Below are 19320 nucleotides of genomic sequence, written 5' to 3'. Positions count from 1 at the left end.
CCTCTTGATCGCATCGACCATTTTCGTCGCCACCGAACCGCTACCGTGACGTCTCGCTGCCGCTTGAGTATTTCCTTTGCAAAGCCCGTCGCGCTGCGCGTCGCGCCATGATCGCTTCTCTGGCTCGTTCCGCCGCGCGGTCGCGCTCCTCTGCTTTCTCCTTGAGGAAGATGAAGCCGACGGCGGCGAAGATGAAGTAGAAGACGAGCAGTTGCGCCCGCTGTCGGTAAGCGGTTCCGACGTTACCTTGAAAGACCGAATAGGCAAGCGTCAACATCGTCGTGAAAATCAGTATCGGCAACGTTTGCCGCAACCTGTATCGGATCGTGAACCATCCACCTAGCAGAACTAGCGGAAAGGCCAACCACCAAACGACCATCTCCGGCAAAGTGATGATCTGACGCGGGCCTCCGACCTGCCAAGGGAATGGGGCGAAAAGCAGATAGACGAGTCCGATGGGGATGACGCTGATCGCGCCGGAAGTCGTCGAGACGTCAACGTCGGCGGCAAACCCTGAGCGAGCTGAACGAGCAAGGTCTTCACGGCTTCGCTGCACGGCCTCGAGGCTTCCGTACTTTTCTAACTGCTGCCCCGCTTGCCTCAATACGCCAAGGTAGGTCATGGCTAAACCGATGCAAATGATGATGGCGAATTGCCGGACAACGCTTTTGCCATCCAATTCGCGCATGCCGACGATGAATGAACCGGCAATCGCTGCGATCAGCATGTAGAATATGTAGAACCGCAGACTGAAGATGCTGAATAGCGAGAGAATGAGCACGATGAGGTATTTAACGCTCCAACGCTCACCAAGCTTCAAAGTCGCCAGCATCGCCAGAGCGAGCGATAGCACAACCGGCGCATCCTTCAAGCCTTGCGATGACCACAGGATGATTGAAGGGAAGAACGCGACAGCGAAGGCAGCAAGGCGGGCGACGCGTATGTTTCGGAAGATATGATAGGCACACAGATAGATGACGGCAGCCGTCGCCGAACCGATGACGGCGTTGATGAACTGAATGGCGAGCGGGTTTCGTCCGATGATGGCATATATGATGGCGACGAGGTACAACATTCCCCAGCCGCCGCCTGCGCTGAAACGATCTATTTCAGGTTTAAATTGAATCTCACCTTGCCAAACTCGCAGCAAGGCGTAACCGAACCCATCGTAAGTTATGGCATCGCCGCCAAAGAAATCCTGCAAATTCTCTATGAAGATGATGGTTCCGATTGCGACTCGGACTAAAATCCCCGCAGCGAAGAGTTGTAAGAGGAATCTACGATCGATCCCGGCTTGGTATACAAGGTACCCAGCCATGCAAGCAACCACAGCGCCAGTCATCACCGCTGTTGGACCGTACTGCGGCACAAAGACAGAAACTACCACACCTAGTACAAGCAAAAATAGTGCAAGAAGGGCATTCATGGGAACTTAATAGCAATTAATATTCGAAGCCTCTCTTTTTGCTCCAATTTGTTAGCATTTAGCGTTTTTCCGGTCGTGTCAAGATTTATGTGTAAGCTTCTGTGTCTGGGGGCATACCTTTCCTGAGGCATCTTCTCCAGTACTTCCCGCATCTCAGCAAAACCCTTGAACTCGCGCTCCGCCTACCTCTCCTCCTGACGCTCTCCCTCCAAATACAGGAGCTTGAATACCGCTTCAGGCCGGGGAAACTTATGGTCCGCACCTTAGCCCCACCTCACCTACCGGATAAACCGCGTCATCAGGTTGGTGCTCAAAAGGTAGGGCCAAAGCACCTTGGGGTATTCATAGAACCGCACCAGAGGCCCTGCGTTCTCCCACCAAGAGGCCACCAAGTATCTGGCACCCCACATCTGCTTGAGCCTCTCAAGGATCTTGAGAGCTTCCTGCCGGCCCTCCGCCATATCCCCCCCGCAAATCCTCGGCCAGCAAGGCTCTGTCTGGGGAAAGCACCTGCAAAATGCTAGCGCGCACCATGTGCACTACACACCGCTGCTATTGGGTTAGGGGATAGACCCGGCGGATCGCTTCTTCAATCCCAAGCAGACCATCGGTGACAAAGAGCTAATCCCGCCTTAAGCCTCTCTCCCACAGTTCCCCTCGCACTCCTCCCAAGCAGTGGCGCTCTCCGTGGCAGGAGCCAGAAACAAGAACCTGTCTCTCCTCGGAAGGGATGCCTAAAGCTACATAGCCCCCACCCCTTCCCGCAGGACCTTCAAGAAGAAGCCATCCAGATAGACAAAAGCCATCTCCTCCGGTAAAGGTCCTCGACGGAACTTCTCTACCTGCGCTAGCATCTGGTCCGTGATGGCGCTCGTAATCTCGTGGGTGTACCGATGGCCCAAGAGCAGGCGAGCGCACGCAAAACGGCCACGCGCCGAGCGCTTCAGCACCCACTATTCATACACAGAACCCTATACATAATTCCTTACACGACCGTTTTTCCTTGCACCTATGGTACACCCAAAAGGCGGAGTGTCATTGAATTTTATCTAACATAATCCAGACCGTCTTATCATCTCCTTGGTCTGAGACGTCGTATATCTCTTCTCCAACTGCGTCCTGAGAAGGTCCAGCATATCGCATAAAGTAGAAGCTACACTTACGGTAAAAAGATAGGGAGTCAAGTCGTCTCTTCCTAATGCTAGCGTCAAGAAAGCACTGTTTCCTAACCCTTCTAGCATTAGCAACTGATTTTATCCGTCAATCACTACCGCACCTTAGGTCGAAAACCATAGCGTTTTTTGGCAACTCATATCATGGGAACATTATTAAATAGCGATTGAATTTGCGCCATTACTTTGTTACGTCCCTTCCCCAAATGAATCCAGGGGCATCCTCAAGCGGATGCGCGCAGGGCTGCCCAGCGCTTCGGTTCGTGGACCGTATGCCATCCCGCCTGGGATGAATTGAGGGAGATTACCTCACCCGCACTCCTCCAGCTTTCTAAATTTACTGACTACATCCGGATTCATGAATTTCTATCAACCGAAATTCCTGATCACTCCTTGTAGCGTAACACGAGATTATTCTCGAGCACTAAGGCATCGAAATTGGCACTCTGAAACGTTCTAATTGCATCCTCAGGACGACAGACGATCGGCTCTTGTATATTAAAGGATGTGTTCAGCAAAACTGGCACGCCGGTTATCTTCCCGAATTCGTTGATTAATCGCCAGTATCGTGGATTGATATGTCTTCTTACGGTCTGTGGGCGTGCAGTGCCGTCTATATGAACAACAGCAGGTATGCGTGACCTATACTCTTCGGTAACGCTTAAAACTGTAATCATGAAAGGATCGTAGTGCGCCTTGCCAAAGATTTTATGCGAGATCTCTTCTAACATTGAAGGCGCAAGCGGGCGAAACCATTCGCGCAACTTGACCTTTTTGTTCAAAAGTTCGCGCATGTCAGCGCGTCGCGGGTCGGCAAGGAAGCTCCTATTACCTAGTGCTCGTGGGCCGAATTCCATTCGACCTTGAAACCATCCGACGACCGCTCCCTCTGCAATCATGCGCGCCACGCGCGGAAGCAATTCTTCATCGGGTAAAATCTCAAATTCTATGCCCGCATTCCGCAACGCTTCGGCACACTCTTCGTTGCTAAATGACGGACCGTAGTAAGCATGTTCCATTACAAACGAGCGAGGGCGTCTCAAAAGCTGATGGTAAACGTAATAAGCTGCGCCTAGTGAGCAACCAGCATCGCCGGCTGCTGGCTGTATGAAAACGCGCTTAAAAGGCGACTCATTGATTATTCGCCCATTCATGACCGAATTGAATGCAACTCCTCCTGCTAAGCATAGATTCTCTTCTCGCGTCTTTTCATACAACCACTGTAGAAGACGTAGCACCGTATCTTCCAGAATGCGTTGTGCGCTAGCTGCGATATTTTGATGTCTCTCAGTTATCTCCTCGCCTGGACGACGTGGAGGACCTAATTCTCTGACGATTTCTTCACTAAATTGATAGTGTTTCGCCAAGTGATGATCCAACACGCGAATGTTGACCTGAAAGTCATGATGACCATTAAGTGACAGCACTCTTTTAGAAAAGAAATCGTAATATTCGGGCTCACCGTACGCCGCCAATCCCATTACTTTCCACTCATCTCCGGCAAACATATCAAATCCAAGGAAGTTAGTAACCGCTGAGTAAAATTGACCCAATGAATGCGGCAGCTTTATTCTTTTCAGAGGTTTTATCTCCAATCCCTTGCCTATAGAGAAAAGCGTCGTCGTATCCTCGCCTGTCCCATCCATAGTAAGTATTGCTGCCTTCTCAAAAGGGGAAACGAAGAATGCGCTGGCAGCGTGACATAAATGATGCTCCAAATAATGAAACCGAAAATGGCTAGGCCCGAATCGCTTTCGCAAGCGCCGAGGATAGGTGAACATCCCTAGATAACTTTCACTCACTTGCTTGATACCACGATCCACACGGGCTTTGAACATGTCGCGCGATATGGCTGCCGACTTTAGCGCCTGCATGGCTTTATGCCACAACACCCACGGTTTCCAGTAAAGAGCTACATGTTCAACATCAGCCAGGCTTATTCCCGCCTCTCTCAGACAATATTGGATCGATTGGAAAGGAAAGCCACTATGGTGCTTTATTCGCGAAAAGCGTTCTTCCTCAACGGCTGCTATTAGCTCACCATCCCGTATAATGGTTGCTGCAGCATCGCCCAGAGTGGTTAGTCCTAAAATGTACACCCTAATCTCCTCCGCTTAACTTGACTTCATCTCCCTATCTCGCACGTTTGGAAATCTATCAAACCTTATCGCCTATTTTCACCTCTTCGCCAATCTTGCCGAATACGATAAAAAGCCTTTTCGATAGTGATGGAACCAATACGCAAAGCACCGCAGCAATCAGTTTAATCCTTCTTCCCAACTCAAGACATTAGATTCAATCGTTCGTTTGCGACTTCTTTGAGCGCACGAGCTAACTTCGTCGCTTGATCAGACAACGCGTAGTAGCTTTCGGCATGCTTCCTCCCAGCTCTTCCCATCTTGAGCCGTAGAGCGCGATCTTCTATCAAACGCGCAAGGGCCTCATACCACTCGTCTTCCGTGTTAGCACAAAAATGTGTCACGTTTGGCTCACCAATCTCTGCACATGCTCCCACAGGTGAAACGACATAAGGAATACCAACGGCCATATACTGAACGGCTTTGAAACCAGATTTGCCTATTGCCCATTCATCCCTTCTGATCGGATATAATCCAATGTCAAAAGACTGTAAATCCGCGACTTCGCACTCCAATCTCCACTCGCAATTTTCAATTTCAACCCCGGGAAGTTCAAGCGTCTGTCTACCCGAACCGATTACTTTTAGTCGAAACTGGTGACTGCGAGCAAGCTTCTGCAAAACCGGGAAAATAGACTCCAAATAGGGGAAGGTTGAATGTGTGCCAATCCAGCCAATTACCGGCACATCGTTTTTCCTCTCTTTCGCAGGACGAAAACGGTCCGTGTCAACAACGGTTGGAATGATGACAGCACGCTTTCCCTTGCTTGTAACGTACTCAGCTATGCTTCGATTGCCGCAGATGACTAGCTTTGACCAGCTAATCAAATCATGGGTTTTACTGAACCATTTGAGCGCGCTAGCGAGCTTTCCATAGGTCGGACTGACATATCGAACATAAGTAGCGTCATCTAGATCGAGGACCATCGGACGCTGCATAATTTTGGTCGAAATCCATTCGAAGACGGGCGGACCGAACATCATCGCTTCGCGTTGGACTAAAAGGAGATCGGCTTGGGAAACTTCAAGCAGATCAACTACGCGTCTCACAGTCGCCTCCAGAAGACTGACTGCATTTCGGAACACAGCCTCGCGGCGATATAAATTAGCGAAAGTTTCGGAATCCATGAAAGGACGAACGATTAACTCAATCCCATGATCGGCAAGCGGCGCGACAAACTGCATCAACCGATAGCGTGTCGCAGCTGCTTGCTCAGGGTAAGAAGCTAAACCCAAAACTCTTAAAGTGCGCGAAGTGCGCGCCTTTACCTCGCCCATCTCTCACGAACTGCGGAGGATATCTCAAACGAACGCCGGTTCTTTATCGCCCCGACTGAGTTTTTTCGCTCCTCGGTAAACGGTAAAACATCTCTCCCCACCGCTGCTTACATAGCACGTGGTTATATCTCCTAACCTTTTGAGAACCGAATCTTAGAGCTCTATGCCCCTCAGCAGATAAACTTTCTTGACTGAGCACTAAATCAGCTACGCCCTCAAGTAACTATTTTAATCAATCCTCTGGGCTCCCATCCCGGCATCTACCTCTCCCCAAGCAAGCGTTTGTAAAGAGCGCGATAGCGCTCCCCCCCTACATTAATCAAATCGAAACGAAGTTTCGCGCTCTTGCGGCAATTTGCTGATAAGTCGCCTTTTTTCCTTAACTCCTCAAGCCTTTCCAAAGCTTTTTTGTAGGAGCTAGAGTCGAAGCTTTCGATCACAACACCAACCTCATCCTCGGTAATTAACTCGGCAATGTCTCCTATACCTGAATTTGTAACCACAGGCACTCCACTGGCGAGATATTCGGCTATTTTAGTGGGAGAGGAGGAGAGCTTAGAATAGCAAGGTTTTATGAATGACAAAGCAACATCAGCTATGCTCAGAAAGGTCGGAATTTCTTGCGGAGGTAAGCTTTCAACCAAACAATCTCGACCATCTAGTCCTCTGTTTCTGAGTTTTTCGATAACTCTTTCCTTGTCACGTTGGGTTAGTATTAAAATGAAAGCGTTTCTGTAGAATTCGCGGGCGACCGAGAAGAAATCAATCATCTGTTCCGTTAAGTACCACCCTCCGAAGGAACCCACATAAGCGATGACTTTTTTATCATCAACATTCAGCTTTTTTCGCATCTCTTCCCTGACCTTTTCGCTGACCGCTGCAAAACGGCCCAAGTCGACGCAACAGGGGATGACTTGCACAGGCCGTCCTAACCTATCAAAGCCCGTTGCCTTTGATTCAGGGAATAATATTTCACGAGCTTTCTCTGTCAGTACAACAAATCCATCTGCCTCTTTTAGCAACCATTTTTCGACAAATTTCGCTGTGCGATAAGTCACCCCACCTTCTCTCCAAATCCCAGCATCGACATACTCTTCTGGGAAGAAACCGCGTATATCAAACAACAACTTGGGTCTTTTCCTGACAAACAGGCGTCTGGCTATGCTACCGATCAAAGCGGGAACATGAGCGCGGGCGTGGATGATATCTACTTCGCCTCGAGAAATCAGGCGACGAACTAAGATTGTCCCTTTAACAATGTCATATGAAGTGGCTAAGACGGCAAACCTTTTATGATAACGCAACCAGTGCCACTCAATCCCTTCACCGGAGAGCCTCTCCGCTTCTTTCATTATTCGTTCTTTGGTCCACCGCCTTCTAAGATCCTTCTCGAAAGTTAATAAAATAACTTTAACGCCATCCCTGGCGATCTCCTTGAGGTAGGGGATAACCTGTGTTTGCACTAGAGGCTCATGAAGGCTGAAATAAGATAAATACAAAGTATATCTTGTCATATTCATATTAAATTTTTATTGGCACTGGATTCAGATGCGACTAAGAAGATAATTTTGCTCACAAATTGGAGACTAGGATTTGCGTTTATCCGAATTCTGCCGAGAGCTCTCACGAAACCTCTTCACATGGCGCATTGGGAATTTAACGATATAACTGACCGCCGGGGGCCAAGCGAGCATGCTCATTGCAGCGTACTTAATGCTCTTTTTCCACTGCCTCGCATGTAGGCATGATCCTGATAGCATCAGATATAGATTCCCGTAACAACGCCTACGCAAATGATGGACCTCTTGAGCATCTGGATCCGAGAACATTTTAGAAACGGCTTGCAGCATATCTCGTTCTAGCAGATCTACATTGTGATGCATCCCCGAAGCATGTACGCGATAAAAGACCAAAGGCTCTCTGACGATCCTTATCTCATAGTGACAGGCAATTCTGCGCCACATATCCCAATCGGCTGAGGTTGACAACGATTCATCGAATAAACCAACTCTTTCAAAACATTCCCTACGCACTAAAGCAGAACTCCCAGAAGCTGGGACACCAGGCCCTTCAAGCAGAGCCAATTCTTTCAACACATAACCTTCACTCCCCGATAGGTTTACACTCAAGAACCTCCCCTTAGCATCCATGTATTGTAATCCGCAGTAAACCATTCCGACTTTTGGATTGTTCATCTGTTCAAACTGTCGCGAAAGCTTCTCTGGATGCCACTTATCATCTGCATCCAAGAAGGCTATAAACCGTCCATTGCTTTCTGCGATACCTCGATTTCGCGCTGCCGATACCCCTTTATTCTGCTGCTGCACCAAACGCACTCTACTTCCATACTTAATAACTTTGGACTCCGAGTCATCAGTGGACCCATCATCCACGACTATTATTTCCACTTCGGGGTACGTTTGCGATAGAACGCTCTCAATCGCGTCCGCGATATAATCTCCATAGTTGTAATTTGGGATGATTACACTAATCAAAGGCACGGTCATACGAATGTCACTTTTACGAGCGTTGACGGCATATAGCCACGGTTACCGGAGCTGTCTCCACTGCAGAGGGGGAAAATTCATAATCTCTCTCTGTAGGAATAAGCGGATGCCCCCAAAAGATTTGGCTGAGCTTGTCCCTTAAGATCACAGGAAGTTTGTTTAAAACTCGCCATAATAGAATCATCGATTGCACTTCAATCGTGTGCGGTAACCTTCGCTGATCATCCCAAAATGGAGAAACTTTAAAACGCGGACTCAAGATCTGTCCGAACAAATCAACATATTTAAAGTAGTTACGCAGTTCTAGAGCTAGCTCCTCAGGAGTGTATTCGTAAACGTGATATGGATTGCGCGGCTTCCCATTGACTGGTTGAGTATAGTGCGCGTTCGGTGTCGAAATGATAAACATACCGTCAGTTTTCAACACACGTCTTATTTCTTCAAGGAACCTAGCTCTGTGATGTATGTGCTCTATTGTCTCAAAAGAAGTGATAACATCAAAACACCCATTAACAAAGGGCATTTTACATCCGTCAGCGACAATGATAGAAACGAACGTATCTTTAGAAACTTCAACTCTGGCACGTCTTGCAACATCCAATTCGACTTCGACACCGACCACTTCTCTCGCAGATCGTCTTAACACAGCAAGCCCATAGCCAGATCCACAAGCCACATCTAAAACTCTTTTCCCTCGCACATGCGGTACTGCAAAGAAGTACCTAGCAGCATGGATTCCCCACCAAGCCGATCCTTTGACTTGATCATTTACATCCAAGCGCGGCTGAGACATCAGCAATATCTCCTTGAAACTTTAGAAACTTTACTCAAACACTTTTTATAACAATTTACATATTTATCTACCATCTTCTCGACAGGAAAAAGGGCGCGCACATTCTTTTGAGCATTTTCAGCCATCTGCTTTCGTACCGCTGGGTTATCATATAAATATAGAATGGCTTGAAGAACAGCTTGCTCATCAGCAGGAGGGATTAACCAACCCGTTTCTCCATGTTTGACTATCTCCAAAATTCCACCTACCCTCGTAGCAATAACTGGCGTTCCGACTGCCATCGCTTCCACTAGGACTTGTCCGAACGATTCGCTAAGGGAAGGATGTACCAATAAATCCATAGCTGCCATACACGAAAAGATATCGCGACGATATCCGGCAAAGATCACCCGATCTTGAACTCCGAGGTTATGCGCAGCAGCCTCAATGGCACTTTTATCCCCATCACCGAGCAAAAGAAGCTTAATGTTAGGGATTCTTTGAACGAGATGCTTCAGTGGGGCTATTAGGTAAATTTGCCCTTTGTTTTTAAACAATCTACCAACACAACCAACGACGAAATCGTCTTGTAACCCCAATTCTTCTCTAACACGCCATCTGTCTTCAGGTCCGTTTCTGAAAGAGCTAAAATCAAACCCGTAGTGGACTACTTCAATTTTTTTCTCTTGGACCCTCTCGCTTTTAATCATGTGCTGCCTCACGGCAATAGAAGGAACGATTACACAATCCGCTTGTGTTGCCATCCAGCGATCCAATGCCACATGCAGTTTCCCCCCAAGAAGTTGCGGCTCATCCAGATGATGCCTTGTGACGATTACGACCGGCACGTTGGCCATCCTAGCCGCTAAAATACCAACGATCCCCGCATCATAAAGGTGCGTTTGCAGAACTTTCACCCTTCGTTTACGAAGCAACCATGCGAGTTTTAGTATCGCCCTCGGATATTTCTTACGAGAAGCAGCGTCGAGATAAGCATAGTCGATTCCTCCAATCTCTTGGGCCCAATGTGGGAGCGAATATTCTGAGAGGCTGACGTATAGTGACCTTATCCCTCTCGCAGATAGGCCAAACCACAGATTTTTGAAATAGCTTGTATCAAATGTGGTCGTACACAGGTGACAAACCATCATAACATGCCTCTCTGCCCTACATCCCAATTGAAATGTGTGTTAGGAAGGCTTAACCGCCCCTCACAAATCGCCCAAGGCTCGGTCCCAGACAGAAGCGAGTTGCCGTTTATGACTAGAAACTGTCCTATAAATACCTTTCTGTCCTCTGCTTTTACTATTTTTGAGACGACTTCTAAAAAACTCTCTTCAATTCTTCTTATTGTTCCTACTTGCCCATTCGCGAAACTCGCTACCTATCTGCAAAGCCTTATCCCTTCCTCCCAAAATCAGACTAATATCTGTGCGCAACAAAGATCGATAGATGCGTTGCATATTTTCTCTTTCTTCATCATAATTGTATAGATTCTTTAACTTCAATGCTAACGATAAGACTGAATGATCCCATAGCGCGACAAGACTATCGCAACGAGCCCAAAAAGAGCCATAAAGTTGTTCTCGACGGAAATAAATCGCAGCTTGAGCCAATTGGTGCAACCGAGCCGCCCAATTGATCCGTCCAGAATAACTCTTACCAACCCAATGGATGATCTGAGCATAGGGTAATATAAAACATTTTAGTCCTTTGCGCTTCATCAAGCCGCAGCAGAACTCTATCTCTTCAGTTCCGATGAAGAAAGTCTCGTCCATTAGAAAGTCACGATCAACGTCCCGTCGACGGAAAAAAGATGCTGCATTAAGAACCCAATCAACTTCGAGAGGGACTGTTGGATTAGTATGAGGTTTGATGAATTTGGAGCCGATACTGTTAGGTATCCGCACTCTCCCAAAACGATTGTTCCATCTTTCTGGCATCGAGACTTCCCTCGTAACATTTAACTTCTCATCCAAGAATGCTGCCTCTCCATTTTGAAAGCTGTCAGTAGATATATTTTCTCGTTCACGTATCCAAGGCCCTATCACTCCAGCTTCGGGATTGGCTCTCATAAATTGGAATAGACTCTCCAAACATCCCGGTAGCACGATTGTATCTGGATTCAACACGAAGACAAATTCACCGCGCGCATTTTGAAAGCCAATATTGTTACCGCGCGCAAAACCGAGGTTTGTTTCACTAACTATTAGCTTGACCTCGGGAAATAGACTGCGGACCATTTCAACGCTTCCATCAGAAGAAGCGTTGTCCACGACGATAATTTCACATTTGCAAGAAGGCAGATTCCTGTAAATAGAGGCTAGACATCTCCTAAGGTAGTCTTTGGTATTCCAATTCACTATAATGATGCTTATTCCTACTCTCATCTCGATTCACCAGTCATTAGATCCAAACAAACTGCTCTTTCTAAGATCGCGAATGCTCTTAATTATGATTTTAGGAAAAGAACCGGGCAATGATGTTAACAACAACCACGCTAAAAGACGAAAGCTTAATAAGCTAGGATTCAAGCTGAGAGCATGCAGCCAATCCTCCCGCGCTTTCCGCATTTCATTCAGAGCTGAATAACAATAACCTCTACTTAGAAGGATCTTAGCTCTGTACCAAGAGGACAACTGTGATAATACTTGCGGGTCGTTGAGATGGCGATCGAGAACTTGACAGCTTTTAGCGATGATATTTTCCGACTTTTGGAATCTTTGGTTGTGTTCATGCAAGGTCATGACGGCAGAAAAGTCCGGCAGATGGAGCATTTTTTTCCCTTTGCCAGCCAGTTTGATCAGCAGGTCCCAGTCATCACAACCACTAAGACACGTTTCGAAACCACCTATTTCAAGCAAATCTTTCCTTCGAAATAAAGTGGTAGAGAAACTAATACGGCAGAATAGCATCAATTCTCCGATGAGCTCGCCGCCCGAATCCGGCAAAATAGCGTTGAAAGGAACGCAATCACCGCCTGCATGTTGGATGTAATAATTTGTATAACAGAGGGCAACGTCAGCCGGCGATTCAAGAAGCGCCTTAACTTGGGTAATCAGTTTACCGGGAAGCCAAAAATCGTCTTGATCTAAGAAGGCTATATAATCCCCTTGCGCGAAATGCAACCCAGTATTTCGCGCCGCTCCTACTCCTAAGTTCTTAGTATGTTTAAATATCTTAATCCTATCATCATATCTTTGCGCTTGAGCTATGACCTCTAAAGTTCCATCAGAAGAATAATCATCTACAATGATTAACTCTATTTTCTGATAAGACTGACTCAGTACACTAGATATAGCCCTCTGCACCCACACCTCACCATTGTAGGTTGGTATTATAACAGAAACGAGCGGCGTCATAAGCGATGCCACCTTTCACAAGGTTCACCATTATCTTGTCTATCGTCAAGAAAAATACCGCGTTACAGTTCTTCTCCAAAGTTCAACTTGGACAGACACGTCAAACCTCTCTGCTTGTTTCCGCAATACTACCTTGTCAATCTTTACCTTCCCTGTCATCACTTCGAGCATGGCATCTACTAAATCATTAACATTCCAAGAATCAACTATCAGTCCCATGCCTGGTTTAACAAATTCTCTTACTCCTCCGGAATTGAAAGCAACTATTGGCTTAGACAAAGCCGCTGCTTCTAGCATCACCAGAGGGAATGAATCTGCATTAGATGTTAGAACAAACCCATCTGCTACATTCAAATAATCATAGTAATCATGACTACGAGAGCCAACCCAACTTATTTTAACTCCCAACTTCTCAGCCCTATTTTTTACAAACATTTTGTATCCGGTTCTACTATCCCCTATCCACAGAAAGTGTACTTTCCAACCTTTACTAGCAACCTCGTGAGCTAAATCGACAAATAAGACGGCGTTTTTATTCGGATCTATGGTTCCAGCCATAGCCCAAACGAAAGTATCATCATCTATGCCTAATTCCTTCTTGAGCGAGTTTGATCTCTCCACCGAATATCTGATCTTGCCAACATCAATAGATTCATATAGAACCTCGAGATTGGATGAGCGTCCCAGTGTTCGCAACCTTTCCTCTACCGCTCTAGAACAAGCTATTATCAACCGCGGATATCCAATCAACCTGCACATATCCTCCTCAGACAAACTGAAAAACACTTTTTCTAATTCATGACAATGCAGAATACAGGGTATTCGAAGCAATTGGGCGTGCCGTAATACATCAGGCTGGACAATTGTATTGATATACCAGATATAGTTCCTATACTTCCTTGCGACTGACATCAGGAATCTATCTAACCCCGTTAGATGTTTAAATATTTTGTTGTAAAGCTTAAGATAGCTCCTCCGAGGAGTACGAACATGCCGCTTTATTCCCTGCGGCAGTTCATTTAAGAGATCTCCCTCTTCTCCAGAAACCACCACTAGCTCGCCAGGCCAATCAGTCAGGTGATTGATGATATTATACAGGGCAACTTCCGACCCAGTTCTACCAAAATATGGAGAGAAAAATACTATATTCATATTGTTATTGTGATCACATGCACTACAATGCCTCCGAGGGTACTTAAACCGACTGGAGTTACTTTCGCAGCGCCAGCAATAGTAAATTATATTAATGCCCCATCCCTACATACATCCGACAATGGGAAGCCAACAGGAGTTTTTGCTGAAGCTTTTCTAAATCGCCGCATGACATTGTGATGGTTGCCCCCCCAAACGTCCCTCATAATAGAGTACATGACAGCCTTAAGAAGATTTTTCGACGGAGCCTGTAGAAACGCTCGCAGAACCTGTCGCCTAGCCACATGGCCTAGCTCCTGTGCCAGGAGAAAGTATATCCAACTTATTGCAAGTCTCTCTAGGGACTTTAAAGGTGGGAAAGTTTCAACAAGCTGCTTACTTTATCTACCGCCCCCATACCACAACAACACTTAATGTATATCTGTGCCAAACTGAGTGCTGCCACCTCAGTATTGGAGGAAGTCAAAGGTAACCTTAATGCAACAGTCAAGTAACGCTCCGCCTGTTCAACTTCTCCACTGAACCATAGCGCGCAACCTGCCTTCCAAAAAGGATGAGCTGAAAGGTCGGGGAGAACTGTTTCCCAATCCAACTGCCACTCGGATCCGATTTCCCGCATGAAACGCTCTGCCACATCAGCCATTTCCACGGTCATACGTACAAACTGGGTGGTGGTTTTGCTTTGAGGATGAAAGCGAAAAGCGGCCAGCGTTCTAGGTAAATAGAAAGACCTCCGATTTGCCGCAATACGCAACCATAGATCATAGTCCATGCAAAAATGTAAGTCCTCATTCAAGTACCCTACTCGCTCCAGAGCCGCACGTTTCAAGAAAGTGGTAGGCTGCGGGATATAGTTTTCATACACTAGTCTCTCTAGACTAAAATCTGGTGCACGAAGATAACCACTAATAGTGCTTTTTTGGTCTATGTACAACAGATCACCGTATAACAATTCCTTCTCGGGATACTCAATGAAACTCCGGGCCACATTCTTTAATGCTCCGGGCAAATAGACATCGTCAGAGTTTAGCCAAGCACAGATCTCTCCCGTCGCTCGTCGCCAACCCTTGTTAATAGCGTTGGACTGTCCTTGATCGGGTTCGCTCACCCAATAAGCCAACCACTTCTCGTACTTGCGGATTATCTCCACACTACCGTCGGTGCTGCCTCCATCTATAATTATGTATTCGAGATTTGGGTATCCTTGCAGCAAGACGGAGCGGATAGTCTCCTCGAGAAACGGAGCCTGATTATAAGAAGGCGTGACAATGCTGATCTTAGGCCACCTAACATCCTCATTTGAGGGGATTCGCCCCTCTTCCGTCCAGGGCCAGCCGGTTTTACCATCTGGCGGAGGCGGCAGTTCACCTAGAAGCGAACGCAACATAACTTCTCACCGTAACCTTATCGTAACTAATATCAGGCGAAAGTTACCTGCCGCAAACTCTCTCGGTTCTCTTCGAACCAAACGACCGTTTTGGCGATCCCTTCACGCAAACGATATTTCGCTTGAAAGCCGAAAAGTTCCTTAGCGCGCGTTGTGTCAAGGCATCGCCGTGGCTGTCCGTTAGGCTTGGTCGTATCCCACACGAAACGCCCGTTAAAGCCGGTCTCCCTCGCTATCAAAGCGGCTAGGTCTCTTATCGAAATCTCCTCTCCGGTGCCTAAATTGATCGGGAGCTCGCCATTATATCGCTCAGTAGCCAGAATGATGCCCTCGGCGGCATCTTCAACATATAGAAACTCTCGCGTAGGAGATCCATCGCCCCACAAAACGATCTCATCACGCCCACTCTCTTTAGCCTCCACACACTTTCGTATGATCGCCGGAATAACGTGAGATGTTTCTAAATCGAAATTGTCGCGCGGACCGTAAAGGTTTACCGGAATCAAATATATGGCGTTGAATCCATATTGCGCTCGGTAAGCTTGCGCTTGCACCAACATCATCTTTTTCGCTAGTCCATATGGCGCGTTTGTCTCCTCCGGATACCCGTTCCACAAGTCGTCCTCCTTGAATGGCACAGGGGTGACTTTAGGGTAGCTGCAAACCGTGCCGATGGCGACGAACTTCTCTACACCAAATTGTCTTGCATACTCCATCAACTGTATACCCATGATAGCGTTGTCGTAAAAGAAACGACCAGGGTTGCGACGGTTTGCGCCGATGCCGCCAACCACTGCTGCCAAATGTATGACTATGTGCGGTCGCGTCACCTCATACAATTTGACGATTGCGTCCCGATTTCGAAGATCATACTCACGTGAGCGAGGCACGATTATCTCTCGACAACCGCGCTCTTGTAATTTCTCGACGACGAATGAGCCGAGAAAACCTGCGCCGCCGGTGACTACAACCCTCTTCTTCTGCCAATCTATAGCCATGCGTTATCTGCGCACTCCCGAAATTCAGAACTCCCTGAGCTGTGCCCCTCTCAACAACTCCATATCGGCATCGACCATCAAACGAACCAACTCTTTGAACGTCGTCCGAGGCTGCCATCCCAATTTTTCTCTCGCTTTGCTAGCATCGCCGACGAGAAGATCAACCTCAGACGGACGGAAATATTTTGGGTCTATCTCGACATACTCGCGCCAGTCCAATCCAGCGTAAGAGAAAGCCTCTTCTAGAAACTCCCTGACCGAGTGAGTTTCGCCCGTCGCGATGACATAATCATCCGGCTCCGGCTGTTGCATCATTAACCAGATGGCTTCGACATATTCTTTGGCGTATCCCCAGTCCCGCTTCGCGTCGAGGTTGCCTAAATATAGCTTCTTCTGCAATCCAGCTTTGATATGTGCCACTGCGCGTGTGATTTTCCGGGTGACGAATGTCTCTCCGCGACGCGGGCTTTCGTGGTTAAAAAGGATCCCATTGCAAGCGAACATCCCATAGCTTTCGCGATAATTGACCGTCATCCAATAAGCGTAAACCTTCGCGGCAGCATACGGGCTGCGCGGGTAGAAAGGCGTGGTTTCGCGCTGTGGGATCTCCTGAACTTTGCCGTACATCTCGGAACTACTGGCTTGATAGAATTTTGCCTTAAGCCCCGTCTCACGTATAGCTTCCAGAATGCGCACGGTACCCAAGCCAGTAACGTCGCCCGTGTATTCAGGGATATCAAAGCTCACGCGCACGTGGCTTTGCGCAGCTAGATGATAGATCTCGTCTGGCTGAATGCGGTACAAGAGTTTGATCAAGTTCGTAGAATCAGCAATATCACCATAGTGCAGGAAAAGGCGCACGCCGTTGACGTGGGGGTCTTGATACAAGTGATCGATACGCCCAGTATTGAAAGTGGAAGCACGGCGAATGATGCCGTGAACCTCATACCCTTTGGACAGCAACAATTCTGCTAAGTACGAACCGTCTTGGCCGGTGATACCTGTAATAAGAGCTTTTTTCATAAACTATTTTCCTGAATCCTTTCTCGTCGCTTTTTAAGCACGGTATCCAATTGAATCGAAATCGCTTCGCACACCTGTTCTACGGAAACGTTTAGGATACAATGCGGTTTGTAGTCCATACAAGCATCTGAACAAGGAGACATTGGCACGTGAGGTTGAACTATGCAGCTAAAGACTTTCCAAGGACCAAAACGCGCAGGAGAGTTAGAGTGTAAAGGGTCCCCATCTAAAGGATGACAGAATATACCCACGACAGGAGTTCCTACAGCAGCAGCTATATGCATCGGTCCAGTATCATTACCTACATAGAGGACACATCGCTTAAGCAAAGCCGTCGTTTCTCTCAAAGTGGTACGCCCAGCCATGTTTACCACATTTTCACCAATTTCCTGCCGCAATCTATGTCCTAATCCTGACTCATCTTTCCCTCCTATAACAATTATCATTGCTGAATACTTTTCCTTGACCCATCGAGCTACTTTAATAAAACGATCAACCGGCCATATTCTCTTAGCCTGACCCGCCCCCAGACAAAATGCAATCACTGTATCCTTCACCGGGTTTACACCATTACTAGTTAAAACATTTTCCGCGACTCTTTCATCCTCTGTACTGAGCCATGTTTCAAGCCTGCTACTGCCGACAGTTCCTCCTAGGAAACGAATTAAGTCTAGATTTCGCTCAACTTCATGTATATGATTACTAACTTTTACAGGGTGGGTCAGTAACCTATCGCTCCCTTTGTTAACTATTCTTTTATCCTCCGTAACATCTTCCGAGTATCCAACCCGCCATCTCGCTAGGCTGAAGTAAGCTAAGAAATTGCCATGATAGTAATCAATATCAAACCTAGGCAAGATCGCTAAATCGAAGTTGCGCCACCATAGACGTTTCAATGCCAGTCTTATTGCTCGACTGTGCCGAGTTACTTTCACCAAGGAAGCCCTTTTAGTCCAAGCGACCGACCAATCGTAAGTCAGCACCTCGTCCACATAGGGGCAGCGTTCCACCAGGTTGTAGACGGCCGGCTTCACCACCAGCGTCATCCAGGCATCTGGCAGATTGCGCCGCAGTTCCCGCAGGAAAGGGGTGGTCATCACCACATCGCCGATCTCATCCAGCCGCACAATCAGAACACGTTTGACCTGAGAGAGGAGGTCAATCTCCCGCCCCTTGCAGCGCATGCCCAAGAGCCGGAAGAAGGATTCGCCGAAGGCAAGGGCTACACTGGGCGATGTCAACCACCTTAACTTATGCCGGACAATAAACTTCATTAGCCGTACTGGATAACATAAAGACATGCATCATAGTTTCCCGAACACGCATATCTCATGATGCAGCCACAAACGTTCTGTCATGCTTACAATTTGCAGTCTTGAGCGCCGAGCCAACTCTTGCATTGCCTTGTCGGTGAAGAGGAAAAGATGCTCGATGTCGTCGAACGCCGCCTCAAACCGTTCCCCGAACGGCGGTTGGTAATCGTACCTGTTAATCGGAGTTTGTATAATTGCCACACCTCCGGGGTTGAGCAATTGTGCAGCCCCTTTCATAAAAGCCTCTGGCTCCGGGCTGTGCTCTATCACATCAAAGGCAAGAAACAAGTCGCATTTTGGCAGATCAACCTCAGGGAAGAAGCCTGCACGGACATCTATCCCCATATTTTGTCTGGTCCACTCCGCCGTTTGCTCACCCGGTTCGACGCCAACGCATTCGTATCCGCGGGCTTTCAACTCCGCAAGCAACACACCATGTCCACAACCGACCTCCACCACTCGTCCCACAGAGGGGCCATACCGTTCGATCAACCCCAGCCAGTATGCTACACGGCCATCAGAGAGGTCGTTTTCGGGGCGATGCTCAATAGTTGGGTGTCCTTTCAGTCGTTGCCTGGTAAGCCAGTAAAGGTTAAAAGAATAAAGGCGTTTCAATTCTTCAGGGAGCGGCGGGCGTCGGTTCACATAACATCCGCAGTTGGCACACACGCCATAACTCGGATGCCACTTGAATGGCAGCAATTCCCCACCACACCAGCACCGGTCGCGCTGGCCACGCCGGATGTTGCGAAACTGGCGCTCGGCAAGGCACCTGTATACGGCCATGCTGACC

Annotated in this window: 15 protein-coding genes and 1 pseudogene; all 16 read right to left on the bottom strand. The window is 47.6% G+C overall.

The genetic code is table 11. The annotated features are described in order from the left end of the window. Positions 1–40: 40 nt before the first annotated feature. Positions 41–1318 (bottom strand): ArnT family glycosyltransferase, encoded by a 1278-nt coding sequence (locus PYK22_RS05465; RefSeq protein ID WP_157770688.1) that lies wholly within the window; start codon positions 1316–1318, stop codon positions 41–43. A 188-nt stretch (positions 1319–1506) separates the two neighbouring features. Further along, positions 1507–2334, bottom strand: a pseudogene (locus tag PYK22_RS18010) (IS256 family transposase); the annotation flags it as partial. Between the two features lie 650 nt (positions 2335–2984). Beyond that, complete coding sequence (locus tag PYK22_RS05455) at positions 2985–4697, bottom strand: carbamoyltransferase family protein (RefSeq protein ID WP_041975147.1); 1713 nt, start codon at positions 4695–4697, stop codon at positions 2985–2987. 182 nt (positions 4698–4879) lie between these two features. After that, positions 4880–6013 (bottom strand): glycosyltransferase family 4 protein, encoded by a 1134-nt coding sequence (locus PYK22_RS05450; protein WP_041975146.1) that lies wholly within the window; start codon positions 6011–6013, stop codon positions 4880–4882. Positions 6014–6273: 260 nt separating this feature from the next. Continuing rightward, positions 6274–7527, bottom strand: a complete 1254-nt coding sequence (locus tag PYK22_RS05445) for a glycosyltransferase family 4 protein (protein WP_162199798.1) — start codon at positions 7525–7527, stop codon at positions 6274–6276. Between the two features lie 72 nt (positions 7528–7599). Beyond that, the gene (locus PYK22_RS05440; protein WP_060635365.1) at positions 7600–8520 is read right to left on the bottom strand and encodes a glycosyltransferase family 2 protein; all 921 of its coding nucleotides are present in this window, start codon (positions 8518–8520) and stop codon (positions 7600–7602) included. Positions 8521–8533: 13 nt separating this feature from the next. After that, a complete protein-coding gene (locus PYK22_RS17180) occupies positions 8534–9313 on the bottom strand; it encodes a class I SAM-dependent methyltransferase (RefSeq protein ID WP_083437630.1) in 780 nt (259 codons plus the stop codon). Further along, positions 9313–10440, bottom strand: coding sequence for a glycosyltransferase (locus tag PYK22_RS05435; protein WP_162199797.1), 1128 nt, complete (start codon positions 10438–10440; stop codon positions 9313–9315). Before PYK22_RS05435 ends, PYK22_RS17180 begins: the two co-directional genes overlap by 1 nt. 189 nt (positions 10441–10629) lie before the next feature. Next, positions 10630–11682: a glycosyltransferase family 2 protein gene (locus PYK22_RS05430; RefSeq protein WP_083437629.1), complete on the bottom strand. Its 1053-nt coding sequence runs from the start codon at positions 11680–11682 to the stop codon at positions 10630–10632. A gap of 6 nt (positions 11683–11688) precedes the next feature. Next, entirely contained in the window at positions 11689–12654 is a 966-nt protein-coding gene (locus PYK22_RS16425) for a glycosyltransferase (RefSeq protein WP_060635364.1), read from the bottom strand. A 45-nt stretch (positions 12655–12699) separates the two neighbouring features. Then, positions 12700–13806, bottom strand: a complete 1107-nt coding sequence (locus tag PYK22_RS05420; protein WP_041975141.1) for a glycosyltransferase family 4 protein — start codon at positions 13804–13806, stop codon at positions 12700–12702. A 346-nt stretch (positions 13807–14152) separates the two neighbouring features. Continuing rightward, positions 14153–15193 (bottom strand): glycosyltransferase family 2 protein, encoded by a 1041-nt coding sequence (locus PYK22_RS05415; protein ID WP_060635363.1) that lies wholly within the window; start codon positions 15191–15193, stop codon positions 14153–14155. A gap of 32 nt (positions 15194–15225) precedes the next feature. After that, on the bottom strand, positions 15226–16191 hold the full coding sequence (locus PYK22_RS05410; protein ID WP_041975138.1) for a GDP-L-fucose synthase family protein: 966 nt from the start codon (positions 16189–16191) through the stop codon (positions 15226–15228). Positions 16192–16215: 24 nt separating this feature from the next. Further along, on the bottom strand, positions 16216–17214 hold the full coding sequence (gene gmd / locus PYK22_RS05405; RefSeq protein WP_041975137.1) for a GDP-mannose 4,6-dehydratase: 999 nt from the start codon (positions 17212–17214) through the stop codon (positions 16216–16218). Beyond that, on the bottom strand, positions 17211–18488 hold the full coding sequence (locus PYK22_RS05400) for a glycosyltransferase family 9 protein (RefSeq protein ID WP_041975135.1): 1278 nt from the start codon (positions 18486–18488) through the stop codon (positions 17211–17213). The genes gmd and PYK22_RS05400 overlap by 4 nt, the downstream gene beginning before the upstream one ends. Before the next feature lie 30 nt (positions 18489–18518). After that, positions 18519–19313, bottom strand: a complete 795-nt coding sequence (locus PYK22_RS17175; RefSeq protein WP_083437627.1) for a class I SAM-dependent methyltransferase — start codon at positions 19311–19313, stop codon at positions 18519–18521. Between the last annotated feature and the right edge of the window lie 7 nt (positions 19314–19320).

The sequence above is a fragment of the Pyrinomonas methylaliphatogenes genome, from assembly GCF_000820845.2.
GTDB classification, from domain to species: Bacteria; Acidobacteriota; Blastocatellia; order Pyrinomonadales; family Pyrinomonadaceae; genus Pyrinomonas; species Pyrinomonas methylaliphatogenes.
This window is presented reverse-complemented; position numbering and strand designations above follow the sequence as displayed.

Excerpts from the sequence above, each read along its gene's own strand:
- PYK22_RS05465 (WP_157770688.1), bottom strand. The coding sequence starts at position 1,318 with ATGGCTGGGTACCTTGTATACCAAGCCGGGATCGATCGTAGATTCCTC.
- PYK22_RS05450 (WP_041975146.1), bottom strand. The coding sequence starts at position 6,013 with ATGGGCGAGGTAAAGGCGCGCACTTCGCGCACTTTAAGAGTTTTGGGT.
- PYK22_RS05445 (WP_162199798.1), bottom strand. The coding sequence starts at position 7,527 with ATGACAAGATATACTTTGTATTTATCTTATTTCAGCCTTCATGAGCCT.
- PYK22_RS05440 (WP_060635365.1), bottom strand. The coding sequence starts at position 8,520 with ATGACCGTGCCTTTGATTAGTGTAATCATCCCAAATTACAACTATGGA.
- PYK22_RS17180 (WP_083437630.1), bottom strand. The coding sequence starts at position 9,313 with ATGTCTCAGCCGCGCTTGGATGTAAATGATCAAGTCAAAGGATCGGCT.
- PYK22_RS05435 (WP_162199797.1), bottom strand. The coding sequence starts at position 10,440 with ATGGTTTGTCACCTGTGTACGACCACATTTGATACAAGCTATTTCAAA.
- PYK22_RS05430 (WP_083437629.1), bottom strand. The coding sequence starts at position 11,682 with ATGAGAGTAGGAATAAGCATCATTATAGTGAATTGGAATACCAAAGAC.
- PYK22_RS16425 (WP_060635364.1), bottom strand. The coding sequence starts at position 12,654 with ATGACGCCGCTCGTTTCTGTTATAATACCAACCTACAATGGTGAGGTG.
- PYK22_RS05420 (WP_041975141.1), bottom strand. The coding sequence starts at position 13,806 with ATGAATATAGTATTTTTCTCTCCATATTTTGGTAGAACTGGGTCGGAA.
- PYK22_RS05415 (WP_060635363.1), bottom strand. The coding sequence starts at position 15,193 with ATGTTGCGTTCGCTTCTAGGTGAACTGCCGCCTCCGCCAGATGGTAAA.
- PYK22_RS05410 (WP_041975138.1), bottom strand. The coding sequence starts at position 16,191 with ATGGCTATAGATTGGCAGAAGAAGAGGGTTGTAGTCACCGGCGGCGCA.
- gmd (WP_041975137.1), bottom strand. The coding sequence starts at position 17,214 with ATGAAAAAAGCTCTTATTACAGGTATCACCGGCCAAGACGGTTCGTAC.
- PYK22_RS05400 (WP_041975135.1), bottom strand. The coding sequence starts at position 18,488 with ATGAAGTTTATTGTCCGGCATAAGTTAAGGTGGTTGACATCGCCCAGT.
- PYK22_RS17175 (WP_083437627.1), bottom strand. The coding sequence starts at position 19,313 with ATGGCCGTATACAGGTGCCTTGCCGAGCGCCAGTTTCGCAACATCCGG.